The sequence below is a fragment of the Bifidobacterium cuniculi genome (genome assembly GCF_000741575.1).
GTDB classification, from domain to species: domain Bacteria; phylum Actinomycetota; class Actinomycetes; order Actinomycetales; family Bifidobacteriaceae; genus Bifidobacterium; species Bifidobacterium cuniculi.
Genome location: NZ_JGYV01000007.1, coordinates 52,016 through 72,530 on the forward strand (window position 1 = coordinate 52,016; position 20,515 = coordinate 72,530).

Annotated in this window: 19 protein-coding genes and 3 tRNA genes; 18 read left to right on the forward strand and 4 right to left on the reverse strand. The window is 66.0% G+C overall.

The window, feature by feature from the left end:
* Nucleotides 1-7 precede the first annotated feature (7 nt).
* Both BCUN_RS05215 and BCUN_RS05220 read left to right on the forward strand, forming a co-directional pair.
* A complete protein-coding gene (locus tag BCUN_RS05215) occupies nucleotides 8-3,631 on the forward strand; it encodes a helicase (protein WP_033514975.1) in 3,624 nt (1,207 codons plus the stop codon).
* Nucleotides 3,628-3,831 (forward strand): hypothetical protein, encoded by a 204-nt coding sequence (locus BCUN_RS05220; RefSeq protein ID WP_033514978.1) that lies wholly within the window; start codon nucleotides 3,628-3,630, stop codon nucleotides 3,829-3,831. The genes BCUN_RS05215 and BCUN_RS05220 overlap by 4 nt, the downstream gene beginning before the upstream one ends.
* 66 nt (nucleotides 3,832-3,897) lie before the next feature.
* Here the strand turns inward: BCUN_RS05220 and BCUN_RS05225 are convergent, their stop codons facing one another.
* The 3 genes from BCUN_RS05225 to BCUN_RS05235 all read right to left on the reverse strand — a co-directional run bounded on the left by BCUN_RS05225 (nucleotide 3,898) and on the right by BCUN_RS05235 (nucleotide 5,518).
* A complete protein-coding gene (locus BCUN_RS05225) occupies nucleotides 3,898-4,506 on the reverse strand; it encodes an SAF domain-containing protein (RefSeq protein WP_051920829.1) in 609 nt (202 codons plus the stop codon).
* 123 nt (nucleotides 4,507-4,629) lie between these two features.
* Nucleotides 4,630-4,806, reverse strand: a complete 177-nt coding sequence (locus BCUN_RS05230; protein WP_033514979.1) for an FmdB family zinc ribbon protein — start codon at nucleotides 4,804-4,806, stop codon at nucleotides 4,630-4,632.
* 64 nt (nucleotides 4,807-4,870) lie between these two features.
* A complete protein-coding gene (locus BCUN_RS05235; protein WP_033514981.1) occupies nucleotides 4,871-5,518 on the reverse strand; it encodes a 5-formyltetrahydrofolate cyclo-ligase in 648 nt (215 codons plus the stop codon).
* A gap of 155 nt (nucleotides 5,519-5,673) precedes the next feature.
* Here BCUN_RS05235 and BCUN_RS05240 point away from each other — a divergent pair, with 155 nt between their 5' ends.
* From BCUN_RS05240 to dapC, 11 genes are all read left to right on the forward strand, one after another.
* Nucleotides 5,674-6,357 (forward strand): GNAT family N-acetyltransferase, encoded by a 684-nt coding sequence (locus BCUN_RS05240; protein WP_033514984.1) that lies wholly within the window; start codon nucleotides 5,674-5,676, stop codon nucleotides 6,355-6,357.
* Between the two features lie 111 nt (nucleotides 6,358-6,468).
* Nucleotides 6,469-7,551, forward strand: coding sequence for a hypothetical protein (locus tag BCUN_RS05245; protein WP_238552333.1), 1,083 nt, complete (start codon nucleotides 6,469-6,471; stop codon nucleotides 7,549-7,551).
* Nucleotides 7,552-7,807: 256 nt separating this feature from the next.
* Nucleotides 7,808-8,101 (forward strand): co-chaperone GroES, encoded by a 294-nt coding sequence (gene groES / locus BCUN_RS05250; RefSeq protein ID WP_033514988.1) that lies wholly within the window; start codon nucleotides 7,808-7,810, stop codon nucleotides 8,099-8,101.
* Nucleotides 8,102-8,400: 299 nt separating this feature from the next.
* Nucleotides 8,401-8,482, forward strand: a tRNA-Tyr gene (locus BCUN_RS05255).
* A 1-nt stretch (nucleotide 8,483) separates the two neighbouring features.
* A tRNA-Thr gene (locus tag BCUN_RS05260) sits at nucleotides 8,484-8,555 on the forward strand.
* A gap of 4 nt (nucleotides 8,556-8,559) precedes the next feature.
* Nucleotides 8,560-8,633: transfer RNA gene (locus BCUN_RS05265), tRNA-Met, on the forward strand.
* Between the two features lie 49 nt (nucleotides 8,634-8,682).
* Entirely contained in the window at nucleotides 8,683-8,853 is a 171-nt protein-coding gene (gene rpmG, locus BCUN_RS05270; protein ID WP_033514989.1) for a 50S ribosomal protein L33, read from the forward strand.
* A gap of 58 nt (nucleotides 8,854-8,911) precedes the next feature.
* Nucleotides 8,912-10,162 carry an FAD-binding protein gene (locus tag BCUN_RS05275; RefSeq protein WP_033514991.1) on the forward strand — a complete coding sequence of 417 codons (1,251 nt, stop codon included), beginning with the start codon at nucleotides 8,912-8,914 and terminating at the stop codon, nucleotides 10,160-10,162.
* A 179-nt stretch (nucleotides 10,163-10,341) separates the two neighbouring features.
* On the forward strand, nucleotides 10,342-11,943 hold the full coding sequence (locus tag BCUN_RS05280) for an amino acid permease (RefSeq protein ID WP_051920832.1): 1,602 nt from the start codon (nucleotides 10,342-10,344) through the stop codon (nucleotides 11,941-11,943).
* Between the two features lie 162 nt (nucleotides 11,944-12,105).
* Entirely contained in the window at nucleotides 12,106-12,429 is a 324-nt protein-coding gene (gene fdxA, locus BCUN_RS05285; protein ID WP_033514993.1) for a ferredoxin, read from the forward strand.
* Between the two features lie 36 nt (nucleotides 12,430-12,465).
* Nucleotides 12,466-13,623 (forward strand): succinyldiaminopimelate transaminase, encoded by a 1,158-nt coding sequence (gene dapC / locus BCUN_RS05290; RefSeq protein WP_033514995.1) that lies wholly within the window; start codon nucleotides 12,466-12,468, stop codon nucleotides 13,621-13,623.
* Nucleotides 13,624-13,687: 64 nt separating this feature from the next.
* Here the strand turns inward: dapC and BCUN_RS05295 are convergent, their stop codons facing one another.
* Complete coding sequence (locus tag BCUN_RS05295; protein WP_033514996.1) at nucleotides 13,688-14,299, reverse strand: thymidine kinase; 612 nt, start codon at nucleotides 14,297-14,299, stop codon at nucleotides 13,688-13,690.
* A gap of 470 nt (nucleotides 14,300-14,769) precedes the next feature.
* On the opposite strand from BCUN_RS05295, the gene BCUN_RS05300 reads away from it, so the two are divergent.
* The 5 genes from BCUN_RS05300 (at nucleotide 14,770) to BCUN_RS05320 (ending at nucleotide 20,296) form a co-directional block, all read left to right on the forward strand.
* On the forward strand, nucleotides 14,770-15,108 hold the full coding sequence (locus BCUN_RS05300) for a thioredoxin domain-containing protein (protein ID WP_033514998.1): 339 nt from the start codon (nucleotides 14,770-14,772) through the stop codon (nucleotides 15,106-15,108).
* 569 nt (nucleotides 15,109-15,677) lie between these two features.
* A complete protein-coding gene (locus BCUN_RS05305; RefSeq protein WP_238552334.1) occupies nucleotides 15,678-16,973 on the forward strand; it encodes a class-III pyridoxal-phosphate-dependent aminotransferase in 1,296 nt (431 codons plus the stop codon).
* Between the two features lie 16 nt (nucleotides 16,974-16,989).
* A complete protein-coding gene (locus tag BCUN_RS05310; RefSeq protein ID WP_051920833.1) occupies nucleotides 16,990-18,033 on the forward strand; it encodes a phosphotransferase enzyme family protein in 1,044 nt (347 codons plus the stop codon).
* Entirely contained in the window at nucleotides 18,030-18,848 is an 819-nt protein-coding gene (locus BCUN_RS05315; protein WP_033515000.1) for a GntR family transcriptional regulator, read from the forward strand. The genes BCUN_RS05310 and BCUN_RS05315 overlap by 4 nt, the downstream gene beginning before the upstream one ends.
* A gap of 11 nt (nucleotides 18,849-18,859) precedes the next feature.
* Nucleotides 18,860-20,296: an APC family permease gene (locus BCUN_RS05320; RefSeq protein ID WP_051920835.1), complete on the forward strand. Its 1,437-nt coding sequence runs from the start codon at nucleotides 18,860-18,862 to the stop codon at nucleotides 20,294-20,296.
* Nucleotides 20,297-20,515 lie beyond the last annotated feature (219 nt).

Consider the following 20,515-nt stretch of genomic DNA (forward strand, 5'->3'; position numbering starts at 1 on the left):
CACACAGATGACCGAGACCGTGGAACGGAACAACGACGCCATCAACGAACTGCGGTCGTGGCGTGACGCCTTCAAGGCGAACCTCATGCCCTCGCCGCTCGAGGACGTCAGCCAACTGACCGCCAAGCTCGACCTGACCCATGCCCACCCCTCGGGCATCGCACAGCTCTTCGCACGCGGCAGCGCACCCCTGCATTCCCTCTTCCGGGACAACGGCATGCTGCGCGCCGCCACCCGCCACGTCGAACGCGTCATCGACGACCAGAACGCCAAGAAGCGCATCGGCGGCGTCGCGGAACTCTCCCTCGTCGTCGGCGTCGCCACCTGGCGCGGCAGCATGATGCCCGTCCTGCTCTACCCGGTGGAAGTCGTGCGCGACGGCAACCCCGTCGAACAGCACACCTCCATCAGCTTCACCGGCCACGTGCGCCTCAACGCCTCCTTCCTGTCCGTCATGCGCGAACACGGCGTGCGCCTCGACGAACGCCAGCTCTTCGACGGCTCCAACTACGCCAGCGGCACCCCCGAGACCGCCGCCGTCTTCGCCGCCATCACCAAGGCCGCCCAGCAGGTCTTCCCCGACTTCTCCATCGAACGCCAGATCGTGCTCGGCTGCTTCATGGACCCCTCCACCCAGGTGCTCGTGGAAAGCCAGATGCTCATCGAACACCTCGCCTCCGGCCCCAGCGGCAACGTCATGCTCGACGCGCTCGCCGGCTACCGCGAGGCCAGGGAGACGCTGCGGGACCAGAAGATGCCCGAGTTCAGCCCCTTCGACGGCGATCCGCACGCCGAGTACGAGGTCGGCGACGTCGACAACACCGTGCGCTACGCCGCCAACATGGCGGCCGCCGGCCACTCCATCTTCGTCGACGGCTCCCAGGACACCGACACCGCCGAACAGGCCGCCGCCATCGCCTCGCGCTGCGTGATGGCCGGCCGCTCCGTGCTCTACGTGCCCTGCGTGGCCGACCAGAAGCGACGCTTCACCAACCTCATGCGCGCCAGCGAGCTGGGCGAGCAGCTGCTCGACGTGGCCGACCCCAACGCCAACGCCGCCCTCGACCACCAGCTCATCAGCGCCGTCGGCTACCAGCCAGGCACCGCCGCCTCGCACTTCGACCAGCTCGCCGACGAACTCGTGGGCGTGCGTTCGCGCCTGACGCGCTACCTGGGCGACCTGCACGGCGTGAACCAGACCTGGGGCGTCTCCGCCTACCAGACCATCCAGAACCTGGCGAGCATCGCGGAACTGCCCACCCACCCGGCCACGCGTGTGCGCCTGTCCAACGACGTGGCACGCAAGATCGGCAAGTCGCTGGACGACTGGGAACGCAAGCTCGAACGCGCCGGCGAACTGGGCGAGTACACCGTCGACCCCGACGACACCGCCTGGTACCGTGCCTCCATCTATAGCGAGGACGAAGCCATCGACGCATACCAGCGCGTGGTCGACCTGCTGCAGAAGCTGCTGCCCGCCACCCGCGAACAGGTGGCGTCCACCGCGAAGACCTGCGGCTTCTCCGTGCCCGCCACCGCTCAGGAGTGGGGACGCCAGGTGACGGTGCTCAAGAACCTGCGGCGCGTGCTCGACGTCTTCCAGCCCGAGATCTTCGAACGTGACATCGACGCCATGATCGAGGCGACCCAGCCCAAGTCCGACCGCAAGAAGGGCGACGCCTCCATGGGCTTCTGGGACCGCCGTCGCCAGGTCAAGGAAGCCAAGGGCCTGCTGCGCCCCGGCGCGCAGGTCGAGGACCTGCACGCCGCGCTCATGGTGGTGCAGCGCCAGGCCGAGCAGTGGCGCCAGTTCGTGCCCCACGGCGGCTGGCCGGTGCTGCCGCCCAAGCTCGACGACATCGTCGCCACGCAGGACGAGCTCATGGGCAACATGACCGCCCTCGACGCGGTGCTGTCCACCACGCCGGCCGGCGGCGACCTGCAGGCCATCGACTTCAACGAGGTCGAGGCACGGCTCAAGGCACTCTACGAGGACCGCAAGGCCCTCGACACGCTGCCCGAGCGCGCCACGCTCGAACGCGAACTCGACCAGGCGGGCCTCGGCGCCCTCGTCAACGACCTGCACGCGCGTCACGTGGCCACCGACGCCGTGGGCAACGAGCTCAGGCTCTCCTGGTGGACGACCGTCTTCGAGGACATCGTGCACTCCTCGGCCATCATCTCCAACCAGGACGGCTCCGCGCTGCAGAACGCCTCCGACCGCTTCATCCAGGTCGACACCGAGCACGTGCGCTCCGTCGGTCCCATGATCATGCAGGAGTCCATGCGGCGCCTGTGCGACCTGCTGTTCGCCCGTACCCAGGAAGCGAACATGCTCCACACGGTGCTCGCCGGCACCAACGGCATCTCGCTGAGCCGCATCCACCACGACCATCCGGAGATCCTTTCCGCAGCCAAGCCGGTGCTGCTCTCCAGCCCCGCCACGCTGGCATCCGTCACCAAGCCGACGCCCATCGCCGACGTGGTCATCGTGGACGCCGCCGCACACCTCGAACCGGTGCTCCTGCTGAGCATCCTGTGTCGTGCGCGCCAGGTGGTCGTCCTCTCGCACCGCCAGACCGTCACCAGCGCCTCCGTCGCCGAGCTCATCGACATGCTGCCCGCCATCCACGCCGCACCGCACCCCTCGCGCCGTGACCCGCGCGTCGGCGAGTTCCTGGAACGCCACGGCTACGGCGACGTCAGCCACGACCCGGCCCGCCAAGGCGTGCAGGGTACGGTCGCCTTCCATCAGATCGAGGGCACCGGCGTGCCCTACATGCCCACCGGGCTGGTGGAAAGCAGCCAGCAGGAGATCGAACAGGTCGTCTCGCTCATCATGAACCGGGCCAGGACCTTCCGCATCATCCCCTCCACCTACCTGCTCACCGTGGTGTGCATGACGAACACCTTCCGCATCCGCCTGGGCGCCGAACTCAAGTCGCTCGCCGGCAAGGACGAGTACATGGCGCGCTTCCTGCGCCACGTACGCATCGTGGACATCACCGACGTCGCCGGCGCGCACGCCACCGACGCCATCATCTCCATGAGCTACGCGAAGACCTCCCACGGCCGCCTGCTGCAGCAGTTCGGCGCCATCGAGGACGACGCCGGCCGCGGCATGCTGCTCGACGCGCTCGCCCTGGCGGACCGCAGCATCGACATCGTCAGCGCCTTCGGACCCGACGACCTCGACGACGACCGTCTGCACCACGAGGGCCCGAAGATGCTCAAGACGATCCTGCAGTGGGCCACGCGCCTGGGCAACGAGCGCACGCCGGAGCCCGAGGAGCACCACGACACGCACAACGTGCTGCTCGCCGACCTGGCCAACCGCATCCGCGAGCGCGGCCTGACCGTGGCCGTCGATTACGGCTACGCCAAGGGTGTGCGCCTGCCGATGGTCGTGGGCCGCAAGGACAAGCCGTACCAGCTGGCCGTGTTCACCGACGATGCGCAGTTCATGGGCATCCAGTCCACGCGTGAGCGTCACCGCCGCCTCCAGCAGGACATGGAGTCCCTGGGATGGTCGGTCATGACCATCTGGAGCGTGGCCGCCTTCGTCAACCCGGAGAAGGAAGTCGACCGCGTGGCCGCGATCATGGACGAGCTGGCCAAGGAACAGCGATGAGTGAGGCGTACGACCCGAACCGTCGCGTGCCGCGCACGCACCGGCGCGTGGAGCGTGCCGGCACGGAACGCTTCGATGCGGACGGCGTGAAGAAGGAGGCCGCCGACGAGCTGACCCGCGAGCAGCGGTCAGCCGACGACGACCGGCGCATCCTGGGGGAGCTGCCCCCGCACTGGGGCGTCTTCAGCGAACGCGGTTGAGCCTCCCGTTCCTTTTCCGTTTCCAGGGCCGTCATCCCCGTGCGGGGTGGCGGCCCTGCGCGTTTCTCAGGGTGCGCGCACGGCGATGATGGGCGCCTGGGCCTGTACGTCGAGGGTGCGCATGGCGTCCGCGGCGGGCATGGCCATGGCGATGAGCCCGTCCTGGGCGGCAGTGCCCATGACCATGGCGTCGTCGCTGACGGTGCAGCCTTGGGCGGTGGGGGAGTCGCAGCCGACGGCGGCGGTCAGCCGGACCTTGGTGCCCAGGGCGAAGGGGTGCTGCAGTTCGCCGAGGCGCACGTCGATGACGGTGTGGCCGGGCGGCACGGCGGGGACGTCGCCCAGGAGGGCCGGTGTCAGGAGGTCCCCGGCGCCGATCTCGACGGCCGCCAAGGAGCCGGTGGCCTGGGCCGGTTCGTGCAGGACGGCGTCAAGGGCGGCGTGGTCAGGCATGTCGAGCACCGTGACGTCGTCGGCGTCGATGGCGTCGCCCGGCTGCAACGTATGGGCGGCGACGAGCGCCGGCCGGGTGCGTACGGTCGCCATGACGCATTGGAGGGCGCACCAGGTCGCGATGCCCGCGAGCAGCGCCGCCAAGGCGCGCCGCAGCTGCCATTGGCGGCGCCGTCCCGCCAATCCGGGCGGCCCATGGAGCAAGGTGTGGATGTCGATCATGGTGCCATCATCGGCGTAAGGCTGCCTCCAAGGCAAGCGCGGCAGGCACATGTGGTCGGACGCCCCGGGTTATGCCCATGGCATCATGCCTTTCTCATGGGTCGTCATGGATATATATGAGCGCTACTTGTCCGTGCGGTAGAAGCCGGAGCCCTTGAAGGTGACGGGGACGGCGGAGTAGACCTTGCGCACGGTGGGTTCGGTGCACTTGGGGCATACGGTGATCGGCTCGTCGTCGAAGGACTGGTGCTCGGTGAAGTCATAGCCGCAGTTCTTGCAGCGGTAGTGATAGACAGGCATGCTCGCTCCTTTTACCTTACGAATGAAAACCCATGACTCTGCTGTCACAACATCCTAGTTCGCGTCACGACTTATCGTCGCCCAGCCCGATGAAGGCGTCCGGGGTGAGCACGGCGTCCACCGGTACGTCATGTGCCCCGTGAGGCAGGTCGCGCCGCGCATCGAACTCCCACGGCCACACCAGCGCCACCAGTTCGGCTTCCGGTGCGCGCCACCTCAGCGCGCGGTCGTACCAGCCGCCGCCACGGCCCAGGCGGATGCCCCGGCCGTCCACGGCGAGCGCGGGCAGCACCACCAGCGTACAGTCGGCGAGTGCCTCGGGCCCCAGCACCGGCAGGTCTGGTTCGTCGGGGCGCAGATGCGGGGAGTCGACGGCCCGCAGCGCATCGAGCGCCCCCTCGCCTTCCAGTGCGCTCCAGCCGATCTCCATGCCGCTGCCCAGCCGCGGCACCAGCACGCGCTTGCCGTCGGCGAGCATGGCGGCCAGGAGCGGCGTCGTGGAGACCTCTGTTCCCATGGAGACGTAGCAGGCGATGTCCGCCGCCCGTACGTAGGCGGGCTGTGCGCGCAGCAACCGCGTACACGCCTCCCCGGCCCGCAGACGTTCGGCGGCCTCCTTGGCCCGGCGCAGCGGATAGGCGGCATGGCGCAGCACACGCTTGGAGGCTGCGGCGGTTTCGGCAGGTTCAGGGGAAGACGTATCGCTGCTCATGGCAGCCCATCATAGCCCGCATGCCGTCAAGGGCGGTCACCGTCCTGCCCGGCGACCGCCTTCGCCACGACCACGCCTCGCCGCCCGCCGACCTGGCCTGATCGCTGCCAGCCTCGCGTTGTCCGCAGCCGACCGCGCTGTGGTACAACAGACACGTGTCTGTTTTGCAATCCCTGCGCGATGCCCTGCGCGGCGCCGGAACCGACGCCTTCCCCTCGTCGATGCGGCTGGCCGCGCCCGCCGGTGCGCCGCCGCTGGTGCTGCGCAGCATGCGCACGGGCGACGAGTTCGAGTGGGATCAGGTGCGCTCACGCAACGCCGTGTGGCTCGACCCGTGGGAGTCCAACGACCCCATGCGCCGTTCCCTGGTCACTTTCCGGCAGTGGATCGGCATGCAGCGGCGCGACGAACGGCTCGGCAACTCCCTGGTCCTGCTCATGGAACTCGACGGCCGCATCGTGGGACAGATTTCGCTGGGCGCGGTGTTCCGCGGGGCGATGCGCAGCGGCATCGTCGGTTACTGGGTCGATCAGGGCCACGCCGGCCAGGGCTTGACGCCGCTGGCCGTGGCGATGCTGGCCGACTGGGCGCTGCACGACCCTCACGGCCCGCGGCTGCACCGCCTGGAAATCGACATATTACCGGAAAACCAACGTTCGCGGCGCGTGGTGGAGAAGCTCGGCGCCCGCTACGAGGGGGTGCGCCGCGAGTACATGTACATCCACGGCCGGTGGCGCGACCATGAGTCGTACAGCCTCCTGCCGGACGACACGCCGAAGGGTTTCGTGTGTCGGTTTTTGTCCGACACGCCGAGTGAAACGGTTCATGAGTTGTCTTGATTTCATTTATTCTTGAGAACTATGGGTTACGAGTCACTGAGCACACTAGTTGTACTGGTGATCATCGCAATCGTCATGGTGATATGGCTGCCGAGATCGACGGTCAAAGGCATGAAACAGGTGGTCGAACACCGGACGGACCGGTACTCCTCCTCGTTGCACGTGTTGGACGAGGACAGTGCGAGCCGGTTCTCCGATGAACGCACGCCGCTGGCGAAAGGTGCGATTATGCCGACAACACGAACGGATCGTGAGAAGAACCGCGCATATGTGGCGCAGGTACGGGCGCTCCGTCGTGCTGCCGCAAAACGCCGCAGCGTGCTCGCGGCATGCCTGCTGGGACTCACGGTGGTGGTGGCGGTGCTCGCCGTCGTCTTCCGTTTCAGCGTCTGGTTCGCGCTGATTCCGGCCGCGCTCCTGGCGGTCGTGTGCCTGCTGGGCGCGCGCGCCTCGGCGCAGGCACGCAGCTGGGAGTCGAAGATGGCTGCCAAGGACCGCAGCTTACGAGAACGCGAGCGCCACGAGCGCCAGCGTGACGAGGCACGCCGGCGCGAGCGCGAGGAGCGCCGTGCCCAGGAACAGGCGGTGGCTGCCAGCGCCAACGAGGCACGCACGGACGTGATGGAGCAGCGTGAGATCCGCCAGGCCCTGCACCGTGCCCAGCTGGAGCAGGCACAGGCCCGCCAGCGCCGCCAGGAGCAGTACGAGGCGCAAGAGCAGGCACGGCAGGCCGCCGAGCAGGCGTCGCGCGAACACGCACAGCTGGTGGTACGCGACGACATGAACCGTTTCCTGGCCGACGAGACGAACGAACTGTCCGAGGTGCACCGCACCGCTGCGGCGGTCGACGCCTTCGACATGGCCGTCAGCCAGGACCTCATCTCCTTCTCGCTGGGCGAGGAACGCCAGGGCGTCGATACACCGACCCCGGTCGTGGAGAGCCTGGAGATCAAGTCCACCAAGCAGGTCGCCAAGGCTGTGCCCGTCGAGCAGCCCAAGGAGGACGTGCAGGCCGATGGCGACGCCGAGGCCGGCCGGGACGAGGCGGCGCAGGCGCAGGACGCGACGCCGGAGGTCAACGATTCCGTGGCCTTCCACGAGGCGGAGCGCACCGCCGCCGTGGAGGCGCCCGACGAGACCTCGGATTCGCTGGGCGCGGACCTGGCGTCCATCCTGGCCCGCCGCGGCAACTGATTCCATCGGATTGCCTGCCGACGACCCCGCCGAAGTCCTTCGGCGGGGTCGTCGCACATCCGGGGCAACACTCGGGGGAACCGCGCGGTTCCAACGTTTTCACTCATAGCGTTAGCACTCAAGTTGGCGGAGTGCTAGACCCCGCGCTAGGATGGGCAACTAGCGCAAGGACCGGCCGCGCCCGTATTTCGTCAGCTGCGGACGGTGCCGGTGCTTGTGAGGAAGTCAATAGGTTTCTAGAAAGAGGAGGCACGCAATGTCGTTCCCACTCACTCCGTTGGAAGACAAGATCATCGTCAAGCAGGCCGAGGCCGAGACGCAGACCGCTTCCGGCCTGTACATCCCGGACAACGCCAAGGAGAAGCCCCAGCAGGGCGAGGTCCTGGCCGTGGGCCTGGGCCGTCGTGACGACAAGGGCGAGCGCGTCCCGATGGACGTCAAGGTCGGCGACAGGATCCTGTACTCCAAGTACGGCGGCACCGAGGTGCACTACCAGGGTGAGGACTACCTGATCGTGGCCGCGCGTGACGTGCTGGCGATCCTGAACTGACATCGGCGCATGGCCGATGATGGCGGGCCCGGTCGGAGCGATGCTCCGGCCGGGCCCGTTGCATAGGGGAGGGGAGCGGCCGGCGGTCGGCCAGCAGGTGGACAGCAGCGGGGTGGCCTGCGACACGCCGACGGGGGAATATGCAGGGGCCCGAAGTGCTTGGTCCTGCTGCAGGCACCGACCTGCCGTAGCGGGCAAGACCCTTGGAATTGCAACGCGACACGCCGAGACTTGCGTAATTCGGGGGGTCCGTGGCATACTAGCCAAGTTGCCGGTTGAGCTTCTCAACTGGGAACGATGGCGGATTTCCCAAGCGGTCAAAGGGAACTGACTGTAAATCAGTCGCTTCGTGCTTCAGTGGTTCGAATCCACTATCCGCCACGCCTCGATAGCTCAGTGGTAGAGCACTTCCTTGGTAAGGAAGAGGTCGTGAGTCCGATTCTCACTCGAGGCTCTCTGGCGGGATAGCTCAGCTGGCTAGAGCGTACGACTCATAATCGTAAGGTCAAGAGTTCGAGTCTCTTTCTCGCTACTACAGGTCGGGGAACCGACTACATACACGAACACAAGAGGTGAATTCAATGGCAAGCAAGAGCGCCGACATCCGTCCGGGCATCACGCTGGCATGCACCGAGTGCAAGGAGCGTAACTACATTACGACCAAGAACCGTCGTAATACGCCGGACCGTCTCGAGCTGAAGAAGTTCTGCTCCCGCTGCGGCAAGCAGACGCTCCACCGCGAGACCCGCTAAGAGCTAAAGCTTCACGGAACCCGACCGAAAGGTCGGGTTTCTTGTTATTGTGGGCCATATGACTTCTTTTGCGCAGATCACCACCATTGGGGTGGGTGGCAACATCGACCATTTCGTAGAACCCATGAACCGTGCGGCCATCATCGAGGAGATCGAGCATGCGGACTCGCACGGCATTCCCGTATGCGTCATCGGCGGAGGCTCCAACCTCCTGGCGGCGGACGGCGACTTCCATGGCCTGGTGCTGCGTGATGCGCGCCGCCTGATCACCGTGCCCGACGAGGCCTCGCCCGTGGAAGGTGACGACCGCACCGTGCACGTCAACGCCGAGGCGGGCTGCAACTGGGACGACCTGGTGGACTTCTGCGTGGAACGCGGCCTGGAGGGACTGGAGGGACTGTCCGGCATCCCCGGCAACGTGGGGGCCAGCGTCGTGCAGAACATCGGCGCCTACGGCCAGGAGGTGGCCGGTGCCGTCGAATCCGTGGAGGTCTGGGACCGCGAGGACAAGCAGACCAAGACCTTGGGCAACGTGGAGATGCAGTTCGGCTACCGTTCCAGCCTGCTCAAGACCAGCATGTACAAGGCGCCGGGCATCCCCAACGACGAGTACTACCCGAGCCCGCGCTACATCGTGCTGTCCGTGACCTTCGTGCTCAACCACACCGAGAACGGCACCGTGAACTATCCGCAGCTCGCCGCCGCACTCAAGGCGAACCTCGGCGACCGGCTGCCCATCGACCGGATCCGCGCCGCCGTCCTCAAGGTGCGCGCATCCAAGGGCATGCTCGAGGACGCCACCCGCTACCGCCTGCCCGAGATGCAGGCCTGCAAGGACGGCCGCCAGGTGGAGGTCGCCATCGCCGCGCAGCAGCGCTACGTGGAGGGCCACGACTCGGCCGCCGACGTCGTCGACGAGGAGATGATGGCGGACACCGGCACCAACGAGGACATCAACCGCCACAGCTGCGGCAGCTTCTTCATGAACCCGATCGTGAGCCAGGCCGTCGCCGACCGCTTGCCCGACGACGCCCCGAAGTACCCGGCGACCCTGCCCGACGGCTCCACCGGCGTAAAGGTGTCCGCTGCATGGCTCATCGACCACGCCGGCTTCCACAAGGGCTACCGCGTGCGCGACGACGCCCGCGCCAGCCTGTCCGAGCTGCACACCCTGAGCATCATCAACCGCGGCGGCGCCAGCTGCGACGACATCCTGGAACTTGCCCGCACAATCCGCGACGGCGTGCGCAAGGAGTACGGCGTGGAGCTGTTCGCCGAGCCGGTGATGGTGAATGCCAGCCTCCAATAAGAAAGAGGGGAGAGCGGCGTCTTCGCCACTGAGGTCTCACATTGCGGACCGATACCGCTGAGGGCGGAATAGTTCCTTTTCGGTCGTACTATTCTCTCCGTGGCCGGCCTTCACCAAAAGCATACAAGCGCCTGCAACACCATCCCCATGCGCACACATCATGAGAGGAAGGACGCATCGTGCAGGTATTCAGAACCAAATCGGTAGAACAAACCATTGCGGAAACCAACGAGGGAGGCCGATCCCTCAAGCGCACCCTGGGCTGGTGGGACCTGGCGGTCATGGGCGTGGCCGTGGCCGTGGGCGCCGGCATCTTCTCCGTGGGCGCCGAGGCAGCCGCGTTCCACGCAGGCCCGGCAGTCATCCTCAGCTTCATCATCGCCGGCGTCGTATGCGCGGCGGCCGTCATGTGCTACGCGGAATTCGCGTCCATCATGCCCGTGGCCGGCTCCGCCTACACCTTCACCTACGCCACCATCGGCGAGATCATGGCATGGGTCATCGGCTGGGACCTCATCCTCGAGATGCTCATGGCCGGCTCCGTCATCTCCAAGTACTGGGGCGTCTACCTCAACGACTTCATGCGTCTCATGGGCCTGGACTGGAACACCAACCTCATGATCGGCTCGTTCCACCTCGACATTGCGCCCATCATCATCGTCGGCTTCTTCACCGTCCTGCTCGTGCTGGGCACCAAGATCGGCGCGCGCGTCGACGGCGCCATGACCATCCTCAAGATCGGCATCGTCCTCTTCGTCGTCATCGTCGGCTTCTTCTACGTGAAGTCCGCCAATTACACGCCCTTCGTGCCGCCCAGCGAACCCGCCGCAGACGTCTCCGCAGCCGCCGGCGGCGCCATGGAACAGCCGCTGTGGCAATGGATGACCCACCAGGCGCAGACCGTATACGGCTGGAACGGTGTCCTCTCCGGCGCCGCACTCGTCTTCTTCGCCTTCATCGGCTTCGACGTCGTCGCCACCGCCAGCGAGGAGACGAAGAACCCCAAGAAGAACGTGCCGCTCGGCATCGGCGTCGGCATGCTCCTCGTCGTCGTCATGTACGTGCTCGTGGCCATCGTCACCACCGGCATGGTCTCCTACAAGCAGCTCGCCAGCGTCGACAGCCCCTCGCTGGCCACCGCCTTCGAACTCGTCGGCGCCGACTGGGCGGCCAAGATCATCAGCTTCGCCATCGTGCTCGGCCTGGCCACCGTCGTCATGGTGCTCCTGCTCGGACTGGCGCGCGTCGTGTTCGCCATGAGCCGCGACGGCCTGCTGCCGCGCGGCCTGTCCAGGACAGGCAAGCACGGCACCCCCGCCAAGCTGCAGATCGGACTGGGCATCGTCGTCGCCCTCGTCGCCGCCTGCTTCGACGTGAGCATCCTGAGCGACATGGTCAACATCGGCACCCTCTCCGCCTTCACCCTCGTGGCCCTCGCCATCCCGATCATGCGCAAGAAGCGCCCCGACCTGCCGCGCTCCTTCAAGATCCCCGGCAACCCGTGGGTGCCGATCATCGTGGCCCTCGCCAACCTGTGGCTCATGCTCAACCTGAGCGTGCTCACCTGGCTGCGCTTCGTCGTGTGGCTGTGCGTCGGCTTCGTCGTCTACTTCTCCTACAGCTACAAGCACGCCCTGCTCGGCACCGGCGAACTCGACGCCGAACTCGAACGCTTCGACCGCGACATGCGCGAACGGCAGGTGGCGGCCACCGCCGCGCAGACCGCCGCAGCGCGCGCCGCAGACGGCGACAAGGCAGAGGCGGTGTCCCCGGCCGACTGACGGCACACCGCACCGTAGACGCCCCGGACCGCACCGGCGGACCGCGGGGCGCACGCATGCCGCCACACCCGCACCGGCTTGCCGATGTTCGGCTCCGGCGTTACCCTGAGGACCAATGGACAACCGTGGGGCCAGCCCCCAACCGTTCGGGAGGAACACAACATGGCATACGTAATCGCCCAACCCTGCGTGGACGTCAAGGACAAGGCCTGCGTGGACGAATGCCCCGTCGACTGCATCTACGAAGGCAAGCGCTCCCTGTACATCAACCCCAACGAATGCGTCGACTGCGGCGCCTGCGAACCCGTCTGCCCCACCGAAGCCATCTTCTACGAGGACGACCTGCCCGAAGAGTGGGAGTGGTACAAGGACGCCGCCGTCGAGTTCTTCGCCGAAGTCGGCGACCTGGGCGGCGCACAGGCCGCCGGACCCATCGGCAAGGACCCCCAAGGCGTCGCCGACCTGCCGCCGCAGAACGCCGCCTGACCCGTTCCGCCACGTTCGACAGCCCGGAAGGCAACCATGGGATTCCACCGCTACTCCTCGCCCTACGACTGGTCACGCGTCGCCCAATACAAGGACACCGCGCACGCCGTGCCCGGCGGCATGGTCGACCTGTCCATCGGCTCGCCTGTCGATCCCGTGCCCGACTCGGTGCGCGAGGCGCTCGCCGGTGCCGCCAATGGCGCCAATGCATACGGCTACCCACTGACCGTCGGCACGCCCGACCTGCGCGCGGCGATGCGCAGTTGGCTGCGCGACTGCCGTGGCGTGCACGACCTGTCGATCCTGGGTGCGGACACCGTGCCGACGGTGGGCTCCAAGGAAGCCGTCTCGCTCATGGCGTCGCTGCTGTTCCTGGGGCAGGGCGATGTGGTGGTCCAGCCGCGCGTCGCCTACCCGACCTACGAGATCGGCACCCAGCTGGCCGGCGCCACCGTGGCGAAGGTGGACGACGTGGCCGATGTCGACTCCTGGGCCGGCATCCCCGGCGTGAAGGCCGTGTGGGTGAACTCCCCGAACAACCCGACCGGTGAGGTGCTGGGGGAGGGGCGGCTGCGGCGGATCGTGGAGGCTGTGCGCTCCATCGGCGCCGTCGTGCTGTCCGACGAGTGCTATGCGATGATGGACTGGCGTGGCGCAGCTGACGATGCCGCGGACGACGGCACGGCGCCGGCATCGTCGCCGTGCATCCTGCGCGAGGACGTCTGCGGCGGCTCTGCACAGAACATCCTCATGCTGTATTCGCTGAGCAAACAGTCGAACATGGCCGGCTACCGCACCGCCTTCATCGCCGGTGACGCCGGGCTGGTGGCGACGATGGCCGACTACCGCAAGCAGGTCGGGCAGATCGTGCCCGGCCCAGTCCAGGCGGCCATGGCCGCCGGACTGCGCGACACGGCCGCCACCCGCGCACAGCACACGCGCTACCGTGCGCGGCTTGCCACGCTGGTAAACGCGCTGCGTGCGTACGGCTACGACGCGCAGATGCCGCAAGGGGCGCTGTATGTGTGGGTGAAGGCGCTCGGCGAGGACTGCTGGGCCGATATGGGCGCCTTGGCCGAGCGTGGCATCATCGCCAGCCCGGGGGAGTTCTATGGCGCCCCGGGGTATCTGAGGTTCTCCGCGACGGCGACGGATGCGCAGATTGCGGAGGCGGCCAGAAGGCTGCAAGCCTGATAAAGCCCTTCTAGAAATCTTTTGTAATATTTCTACAAGGCCTTAAACGCTTGGAATACCGACATCAATTTTCGCGGCATTCGTTCACCGCAATGCGACCATCCGCGTCCACGACCGGATGGAACCAATGCCGACGGCACACGGAAATGTAGCTTTCGTTGCCGCCGATCTGCACCTGCTCGCCGCTCCTGACCGGCCTGCCGTCGCCGACCCTCAGGTTCATGGTCGCCTTGTGGCCGCACCACTGGCAGATGGTCTTGATCTCCTCGATCTTGTCCGCGTACTCCAGCAGCGCCTCGGAGCCGGTGAACAGGTCGTTGCGGAAGTCGTTCTTCAGGCCGAAGCACATGACCGGTATGCACAGGTCGTCCACGACCGTGACCAGCGAGAGCACGTTGTGGCGCGTCATGAACTGGGCTTCGTCAACGAGAATGCAGTGCGGCCGGTAATCGAGGCCGCCCACGTAGTCCGCCACGTCCATCAGGGGAGTGACGGGCACGGCGGCACGGGACACCCCGATGCGGCTCTCGATGACGCCCTGCCCGGCCCGGGTGTCGGCGGACGAGGTCATCAGGAGGACCGGCTTGCCCTGCTCCTCGTAGTTGTGGGCGACCTTGAGGATCTCGATGCTCTTGCCGGAGTTCATCGCACCGTATTTGAAGTAGAGTTGCGCCATGGTGTTGACGATACCAGCGATGGTGTTCCGGCATGGGGCATGAGCGTCTTTCTGCTGCCGGTCAGGAGCGGAAGCCATTCACGCTTCCCGGTCCACGCGAATGCGGCGGCGCAGGCAATACACCGGGCTCGTGGCGGGATCGGAATGCGGTATCCACTTGGAGCACGTATTTGGAGCGGCACTCGATTCCGTCTTTCTCGAGCTCTGTCCTGCTGCTGCGCGGTCAAGCCATTGATGTCCAGGAGACTGTTGGCGAATGTACATGCCGCCCGCCTCCGTCAAAGGCGGCTCGGCATATTCTTTCGACACCATGCATTGCCGATGGTCGTTTCATGCCGTCAAGTAGTCGGCGTCATTGCATGTCCTCTGCCCGCTCAGCGAACATCGACCCATTCTGCACCGACCGGCCGCATGATGGCTGCCAGGAGGCATGGCCGCGGCATGTGGCCATGCCGGCAAGGAGGAACACCATGAACGAAACCATGCTCGACGACGAACAGCTCGGTCAGCTCAGGCCCGTACTCTCGTCGCTGACCGTCGACATCGAACTCAAGCTCATCTTGGACGGCTTCGACACGTCCGGCAAACTGCGCGCCTTGGCGGACCAGCTCGCCGGCGCCTCCGACGGCCGGATCACCGTGAGCGCCGACCAAGCGGGGGAGTCCGACGTGACCGTCGACATGAAGGCGCCGCTGCCGGCCGCGCTGCCGATGCTGCGGATTCTGGCGAAGGGCACCGACGGCACCATGACCGTGGGCGGCCATGATGTGGACGAGATGATGGAGCTTGTTGACCGCGTGGTCGGCTGAGCCGGTAGATGGTGGTATGTGCGGGCGTAGTGCGTTGTGCGCATGGACGATGGGGTGGCCTCGTTGGGGCATCCCCTCGTCGTGTAGCTGATGCTGTGTGCGGGACGCGCTGCCGGATGTGCATGGCCTAAGAGGTTGGTCGGTCTGCCATAGATGGGGCTACCGCGCGGACGGTTTTGGTATGGGGTATGGTCTGGAAAGGAAACGTGCGGTAAACAATTGATTAGTCGCACGAATTGCCGGCCAATAATAGTATTGTCGTCACGACTGGCGTGGCGCTTTCTGCCGGGCTGTTGGCTCTGATGGACCGACCGCCCGAAGTGTCCTTGCATTCCCTTGCACCCCAACGTTGCAGATGTCTCCGGTATGGGCGATGACCCTTGTTTGACATCGTGGCTGGGCAAGAGAACAATGCTGAAATTAATCGTTCTCTTTTTCCTTATGGTCTGGTTTTGGTAGGGGCACTGGCGCTTTACCGTGGCGTAACCGGCGTTTGTCGCGGTTGAAATGGTCGCTGGATATATCTGTGGCTGTGCACACGAAACCCCAGTAATTCAATCCTCTCAACCATGACACAGCGAAACGAGGCCCTTATGCAATGTGACAGCTACCCGATGAATGGCTATGCCGACAAGGCAGCGCTCCTGGACGATGCCAGGACGTACTGGAATCCCGACAAGACCGATTTCTGGGTCGACAACGGCATCCCGATGGTGCTCGGCCGGCGCGAGGGCTACGAGTTCGAGGACATCGACGGCAATACGTATATCGACATGCACCTCAATGGCGGCACGTTCAACCTGGGCCACCGCAACCCCGAGGTCATTGCCGCCTTGGTGGATGCGCTGGGCCGCGTGGACATCGGCAACCACCACTTTCCCACCTCCGGCCGTGCCAAGCTGGCAAAAATGCTGATCGATACCGTGCCCGGCGGCACCATGGACAAGGTTGTGTTCGGGTCGGCGGGCGGCGAAGTGGTGGACGTGGCCATCAAGAGCGCACGCTACGCCACCGGACGGCGCAAGATCGTGTCGGTGGTCAAGGCGTACCACGGGCATACCGGCCTGTCCATCGCCACCGGCGACGAGCGGTTCCTGAGCATGTTCCATTGCGAACGACCCGACGAGTTCACGCAGGTGCCGTTCAACGACCTGGACGCGATGGAGGACGCCCTCAAGGGCAACGACGTGGCCGCGGTGATCATGGAGACCATTCCTGCCACGTACGGCTTCCCGATGCCGGCGCCCGGTTACCTGGCGCAGGTCAAGGCACTGTGCGAACGGTACGGCGCCTTGTACATCGCCGACGAAGTGCAGACCGGACTGGGCCGCACGGTCGATTTCTGGTGCTTCGAGCACCACGGGCTCACGCCGGACATCGTGGTGACCTCCAAGGGCCTGTCGGGCGGCATCTATCCGGTCAGTGCATGCATCCTCAACCAGCGCGCCTCCGGATGGCTGTCCGAGGACGGGTTCGCGCACATGGGCACCTTCGGCGGCTCCGAACTGGGCATGCAGGTGGCCATGAAGGTCATCGAGATCACCCGCCGCCCCGGCACCGTCGTCCACGTCAAGGAACTGGACGAGTTCTATTCCAAAGCCTTCGATCGGTTGCTCGCCGACCATCCCTCACTGGTCGAGGTGCGCCACGACGGCACCATCGCGGGCCTGAAATTTGCGGGCGACGGCGAGCCGGCCGTCACGTTCTCCAAGATGCTCTACGACCGCGGCGTATGGGCGATCTTCTCCACGCTCGACAAGAGCGTGCTGCAGTTCAAGTCCGGCCTGCTGCTGGACATGGACCAAGCCGAAAACGTCATCGATCGCATCGACGACGCCCTGGATGACCTCGACCGCGCCTGCTGAAGAAAAGGAGGACGCCATGAACGACAAGGAAAACGACCACGGCCTGGATTGGATGGGCTACTACCGTGAAGCCCTGGCGGGTTGGGGACTCGAGACGGCCAACGTACGGCCCCTGTCCCTGTCCGAGAACGCCACCTACCTGGTGACCACCCCGCAGGGGGAGCGGCGCGTGCTGCGCCTGCACCGCCCCGGTTTCCGGGGCGAGCGGTGCATTCGCTCCGAACTGGCGTGGCTGGCCGACCTGGGCAAGACCGGGGCCGTGCACACCATGCGGACCTACCCCACCGCCAAGGGATGCGACCTGCACCCCTTCACCAACCCGGCCGGCCAAGTGCAGTACTCCGTGCTTTTCGACTTCCTCGAAGGCATCGAACCCGTCCAGGCGGGCCTGGGCGACACCATGGACCTGGTCGGCCAGGTTGCCGCCCGCCTGCACGAGCACTCCAGCCGTTGGCAGCGCCCCGACTGGCTCAAGCGCCTGACCTGGACGCCCGAACGCATCTTCGGCGAACGCTGCGACTACGGCGACTGGCGTGACACCCCCGAACTGACCGCCGAGGGACGGGACATCCTGGAATGCGCGGAGGCCAAGGTGCGCGCCGAGATGGCCGAGTACGGCGTCAACGAGCGCAACTTCGGGCTGATCCACACGGACCTGCGTTCCTCCAACCTGCTCGTCGACGCCCAGGGAGACATCAAGGTCCTCGACTTCGATGACTGCGGCCTGGGCTGGTACCTGTTCGACATGGCCTGCAGCTTCTCCTTCGAGGAAGGCAACCTGGAGCTGCCCGACCTGGTGGACGCCTACCTGCGCGGCTACTGGTCCGCCGGCGGCGTGCTGACCCGCGAGGACATGCAATACCTGCCATGCATGGTCATGGCCCGCGCCCTGCAACTGGTCGCCTGGGTGGAGAAGAGACGCGAGACCGACACCGCGCGAAGGATCCGATCCAGCTACGTGCAGTCCGTGGTCGAGGCGGCGCGCCTGTACGTGGAGGGCCTCTTCCTGACCGAGGATGCCATCCCCATCCTGCGGCGCCGGGAGTACGTGGCGGCATGAGCGGCTCGGTGACGCAACGCACGGTCGAACGCCTCCGGGCGCTCATCGAATCGGGCTGCCTGCCGCCACCCGGCCGGTTGCCCTCCGAGCGTCGCCTCGCCGCCGACCTGCATGTCTCCCGCAGTACGGTGCGCAACGCCCTGCAGATACTGCGCGAGGCCGGGGAGGTCAGCGTCCGGTCGGGACGTGCCGGCGGCACGTTCGTCGCCACGGCCAACCCCGACGCGAACCTGTACGCCCGCGCCGACATCTCCATTGGCGACCACCGGCTCATCGAGCACGCCACCGGCCTGCCCCAAGGCATCCCCGAGACCGTTGCCAGCCAAGGATTCAGGACGGTCACCTACGTCAAGCGCATCGACGTGCGCACCCCCGACACCATCGCCGCCCGGCGCCTCGCCCTCGAAGAGGGAGAACCGGTACTCAGGGCCGAACGCGTACGCGCAGTCGGCGGCCACCCCGTCGCACACGAGACCGCGTACCTGCCTTACCGGCGCTACCCGGGCATCGAACACGCCGACTTCACCCAGTCGGTCTACTCGATCATCACCGAACGCTACGGCACCATGATCGGCCATGTCATTGAATCGATCGACATCCGCATGGCCAACGAGAACGAGGCAGCCACCCTCGACGTACCGGCCGGAAGCCCGCTCATCTTCTCCGAAAGCGTCGCCCACGACGCCGACGGCATCCCGGCCGAATACTCACGCGACCGTTTCCGGCCCGACCGGGTGCGCATCGTTGCCGAGCATACCTTCCCCCAACCATCCAACCAACCAATCGAAACACAAGGACACATGAACACGCAGTAAAGGAGCCTCCCATGGAACCCACCGGACAGCAACCCCAGATCAAACGCACCCTGGGCACCTTCTCCATCGTGATGATGGTCGTCGCCGCCACCGCGCCACTGACCGTGGTCGCCGGCACCCAGCCCCTCGTCATGCTTTACGCCCAGAACAACAGCATCCCCGTGTACTATCTGGCCACCGGCATCATCCTCATCCTCTTCTCCGTGGGATTCACCACCATGAGCGAGCACGTGCCCAACGCGGGCGCCTTCTACTCCTACATTCAGGCCGGACTCGGCCGGCGCATGGGACTGGGGGCGGCGACCATGGCACTGCTGAGCTACACCCTCATCTGCATCGCCGTCATGTCGTACCTGGGCTACTCCACCGCCGCCACCATCACCCTGTTCTTCCCGTCCATGAACATCCCCTGGTACGTGTGCGCGCTGGCCTGGTGGGCCGTCATCGCATTCCTCGGCTACCACAACATCGACATGAGCTCCAAGGTCCTGGGCGTCTTCCTTGTCCTCGAGATCGCCGTGGTCACCGTCGTCGACCTCGCCGTCATGGTCCGCGGCGGCGCGGACGGCCTGGACGCAGCGCCCTTCAGCCCCACCAACTTCCTGTCCGGCACCCCCGGCATGGGCCTGATGTGGGCATTCTTCGGATTCATCGGCTACGAGGCGACCGCCGTGTTCCGCAGCGAAGCCAAGGATCCCGACCGCACCATCCCGCGTGCCACTTACTGCGCCGTCGCGTTCATCGCCCTGTTCTACGGCTTCAGCGCCTGGTGCCTGGTCATGGGCGGCGGCTCGGGCAATGCGCTGGCCATGGCCAACGAAACCCAGGACGGCTACGTGCTCGTCCTGGCCACCACCTTCGTGGGCAAATGGCTCGCCGACGTCATCCAGTGCCTGCTGGTCACCAGCCTGTTCGCCTGCGTGCTCAGCCTCCACAACGTCGCCGCCCGCTACACCTACACCCTCGCCGGCGTCAAGGTCCTGCCCGACAAGCTCGCCGAAATCCACCCCAGGCACTGCACCCCGTCCAACGCCAGCATGGCCATCAGCGCAGTCACTTTCGCTCTACTCGCCGTGGTCACCATCATCGGCCTGGATCCCCTCGTGATCTACGCGTGGTTCGCCAACGCCGCCACCCTGGGACTCCTGCTGCTGCAATGCCTGACCTCCATCAGCGTCATCGTGTTCTTCCGCCGCGTCAAGAGCCGCAAGGGCGTCTGGCACACCGTGATTGCGCCCGCCATCTCCACAGTCGCGCTCGGATTCGTCACCTTCGTGATCATCACCAACTTCCCCGCGCTGACCGGCGACAACACCTCGGCCATCATCATGGGCATCCTCATCCCCGCGAGCTTCGCGCTCGGCGCTCGCCTCGCCGGACGCATGAAGAAGCAACGCCCCCACGACTATGAGCGGCTCGCCGGCATGGTCCTCGCGGCCGAAGCCTAGAAGGTGATAGTCGCCAGGGTGGCCATCCACTCGGAGACAAGGATTCGGGGTTCTCGAATCCTTGTCTCCGAGTGGATGGCCACCCTGGCGGTTGTAGGTCTGGATTGAACTTGCGTTACGGTTGTTGTGGTTGTCGGGCTCGGCACGATGCGGGGCGCGAACATTTTCTGTCTCATATGTCCCTATCAGCCGATAACGCCGCTTATGTCATGTAGGGGT

Bases quoted from the DNA above. Each gene is read 5' to 3' on its own strand.
- fdxA (WP_033514993.1), top strand. From the start codon at position 12,106: ATGGCATACGTAATCGCCCAACCCTGCGTGGACGTCAAGGACAAGGCC.
- BCUN_RS05215 (WP_033514975.1), top strand. From the start codon at position 8: ATGACCGAGACCGTGGAACGGAACAACGACGCCATCAACGAACTGCGG.
- BCUN_RS05245 (WP_238552333.1), top strand. From the start codon at position 6,469: ATGAAACAGGTGGTCGAACACCGGACGGACCGGTACTCCTCCTCGTTG.
- BCUN_RS05305 (WP_238552334.1), top strand. From the start codon at position 15,678: ATGACACAGCGAAACGAGGCCCTTATGCAATGTGACAGCTACCCGATG.
- BCUN_RS05295 (WP_033514996.1), bottom strand. From the start codon at position 14,299: ATGGCGCAACTCTACTTCAAATACGGTGCGATGAACTCCGGCAAGAGC.
- BCUN_RS05225 (WP_051920829.1), bottom strand. From the start codon at position 4,506: ATGATCGACATCCACACCTTGCTCCATGGGCCGCCCGGATTGGCGGGA.
- BCUN_RS05300 (WP_033514998.1), top strand. From the start codon at position 14,770: ATGAACGAAACCATGCTCGACGACGAACAGCTCGGTCAGCTCAGGCCC.
- BCUN_RS05220 (WP_033514978.1), top strand. From the start codon at position 3,628: ATGAGTGAGGCGTACGACCCGAACCGTCGCGTGCCGCGCACGCACCGG.
- groES (WP_033514988.1), top strand. From the start codon at position 7,808: ATGTCGTTCCCACTCACTCCGTTGGAAGACAAGATCATCGTCAAGCAG.
- rpmG (WP_033514989.1), top strand. From the start codon at position 8,683: ATGGCAAGCAAGAGCGCCGACATCCGTCCGGGCATCACGCTGGCATGC.
- dapC (WP_033514995.1), top strand. From the start codon at position 12,466: ATGGGATTCCACCGCTACTCCTCGCCCTACGACTGGTCACGCGTCGCC.
- BCUN_RS05230 (WP_033514979.1), bottom strand. From the start codon at position 4,806: ATGCCTGTCTATCACTACCGCTGCAAGAACTGCGGCTATGACTTCACC.
- BCUN_RS05320 (WP_051920835.1), top strand. From the start codon at position 18,860: ATGGAACCCACCGGACAGCAACCCCAGATCAAACGCACCCTGGGCACC.
- BCUN_RS05310 (WP_051920833.1), top strand. From the start codon at position 16,990: ATGAACGACAAGGAAAACGACCACGGCCTGGATTGGATGGGCTACTAC.
- BCUN_RS05275 (WP_033514991.1), top strand. From the start codon at position 8,912: ATGACTTCTTTTGCGCAGATCACCACCATTGGGGTGGGTGGCAACATC.
- BCUN_RS05235 (WP_033514981.1), bottom strand. From the start codon at position 5,518: ATGAGCAGCGATACGTCTTCCCCTGAACCTGCCGAAACCGCCGCAGCC.
- BCUN_RS05315 (WP_033515000.1), top strand. From the start codon at position 18,030: ATGAGCGGCTCGGTGACGCAACGCACGGTCGAACGCCTCCGGGCGCTC.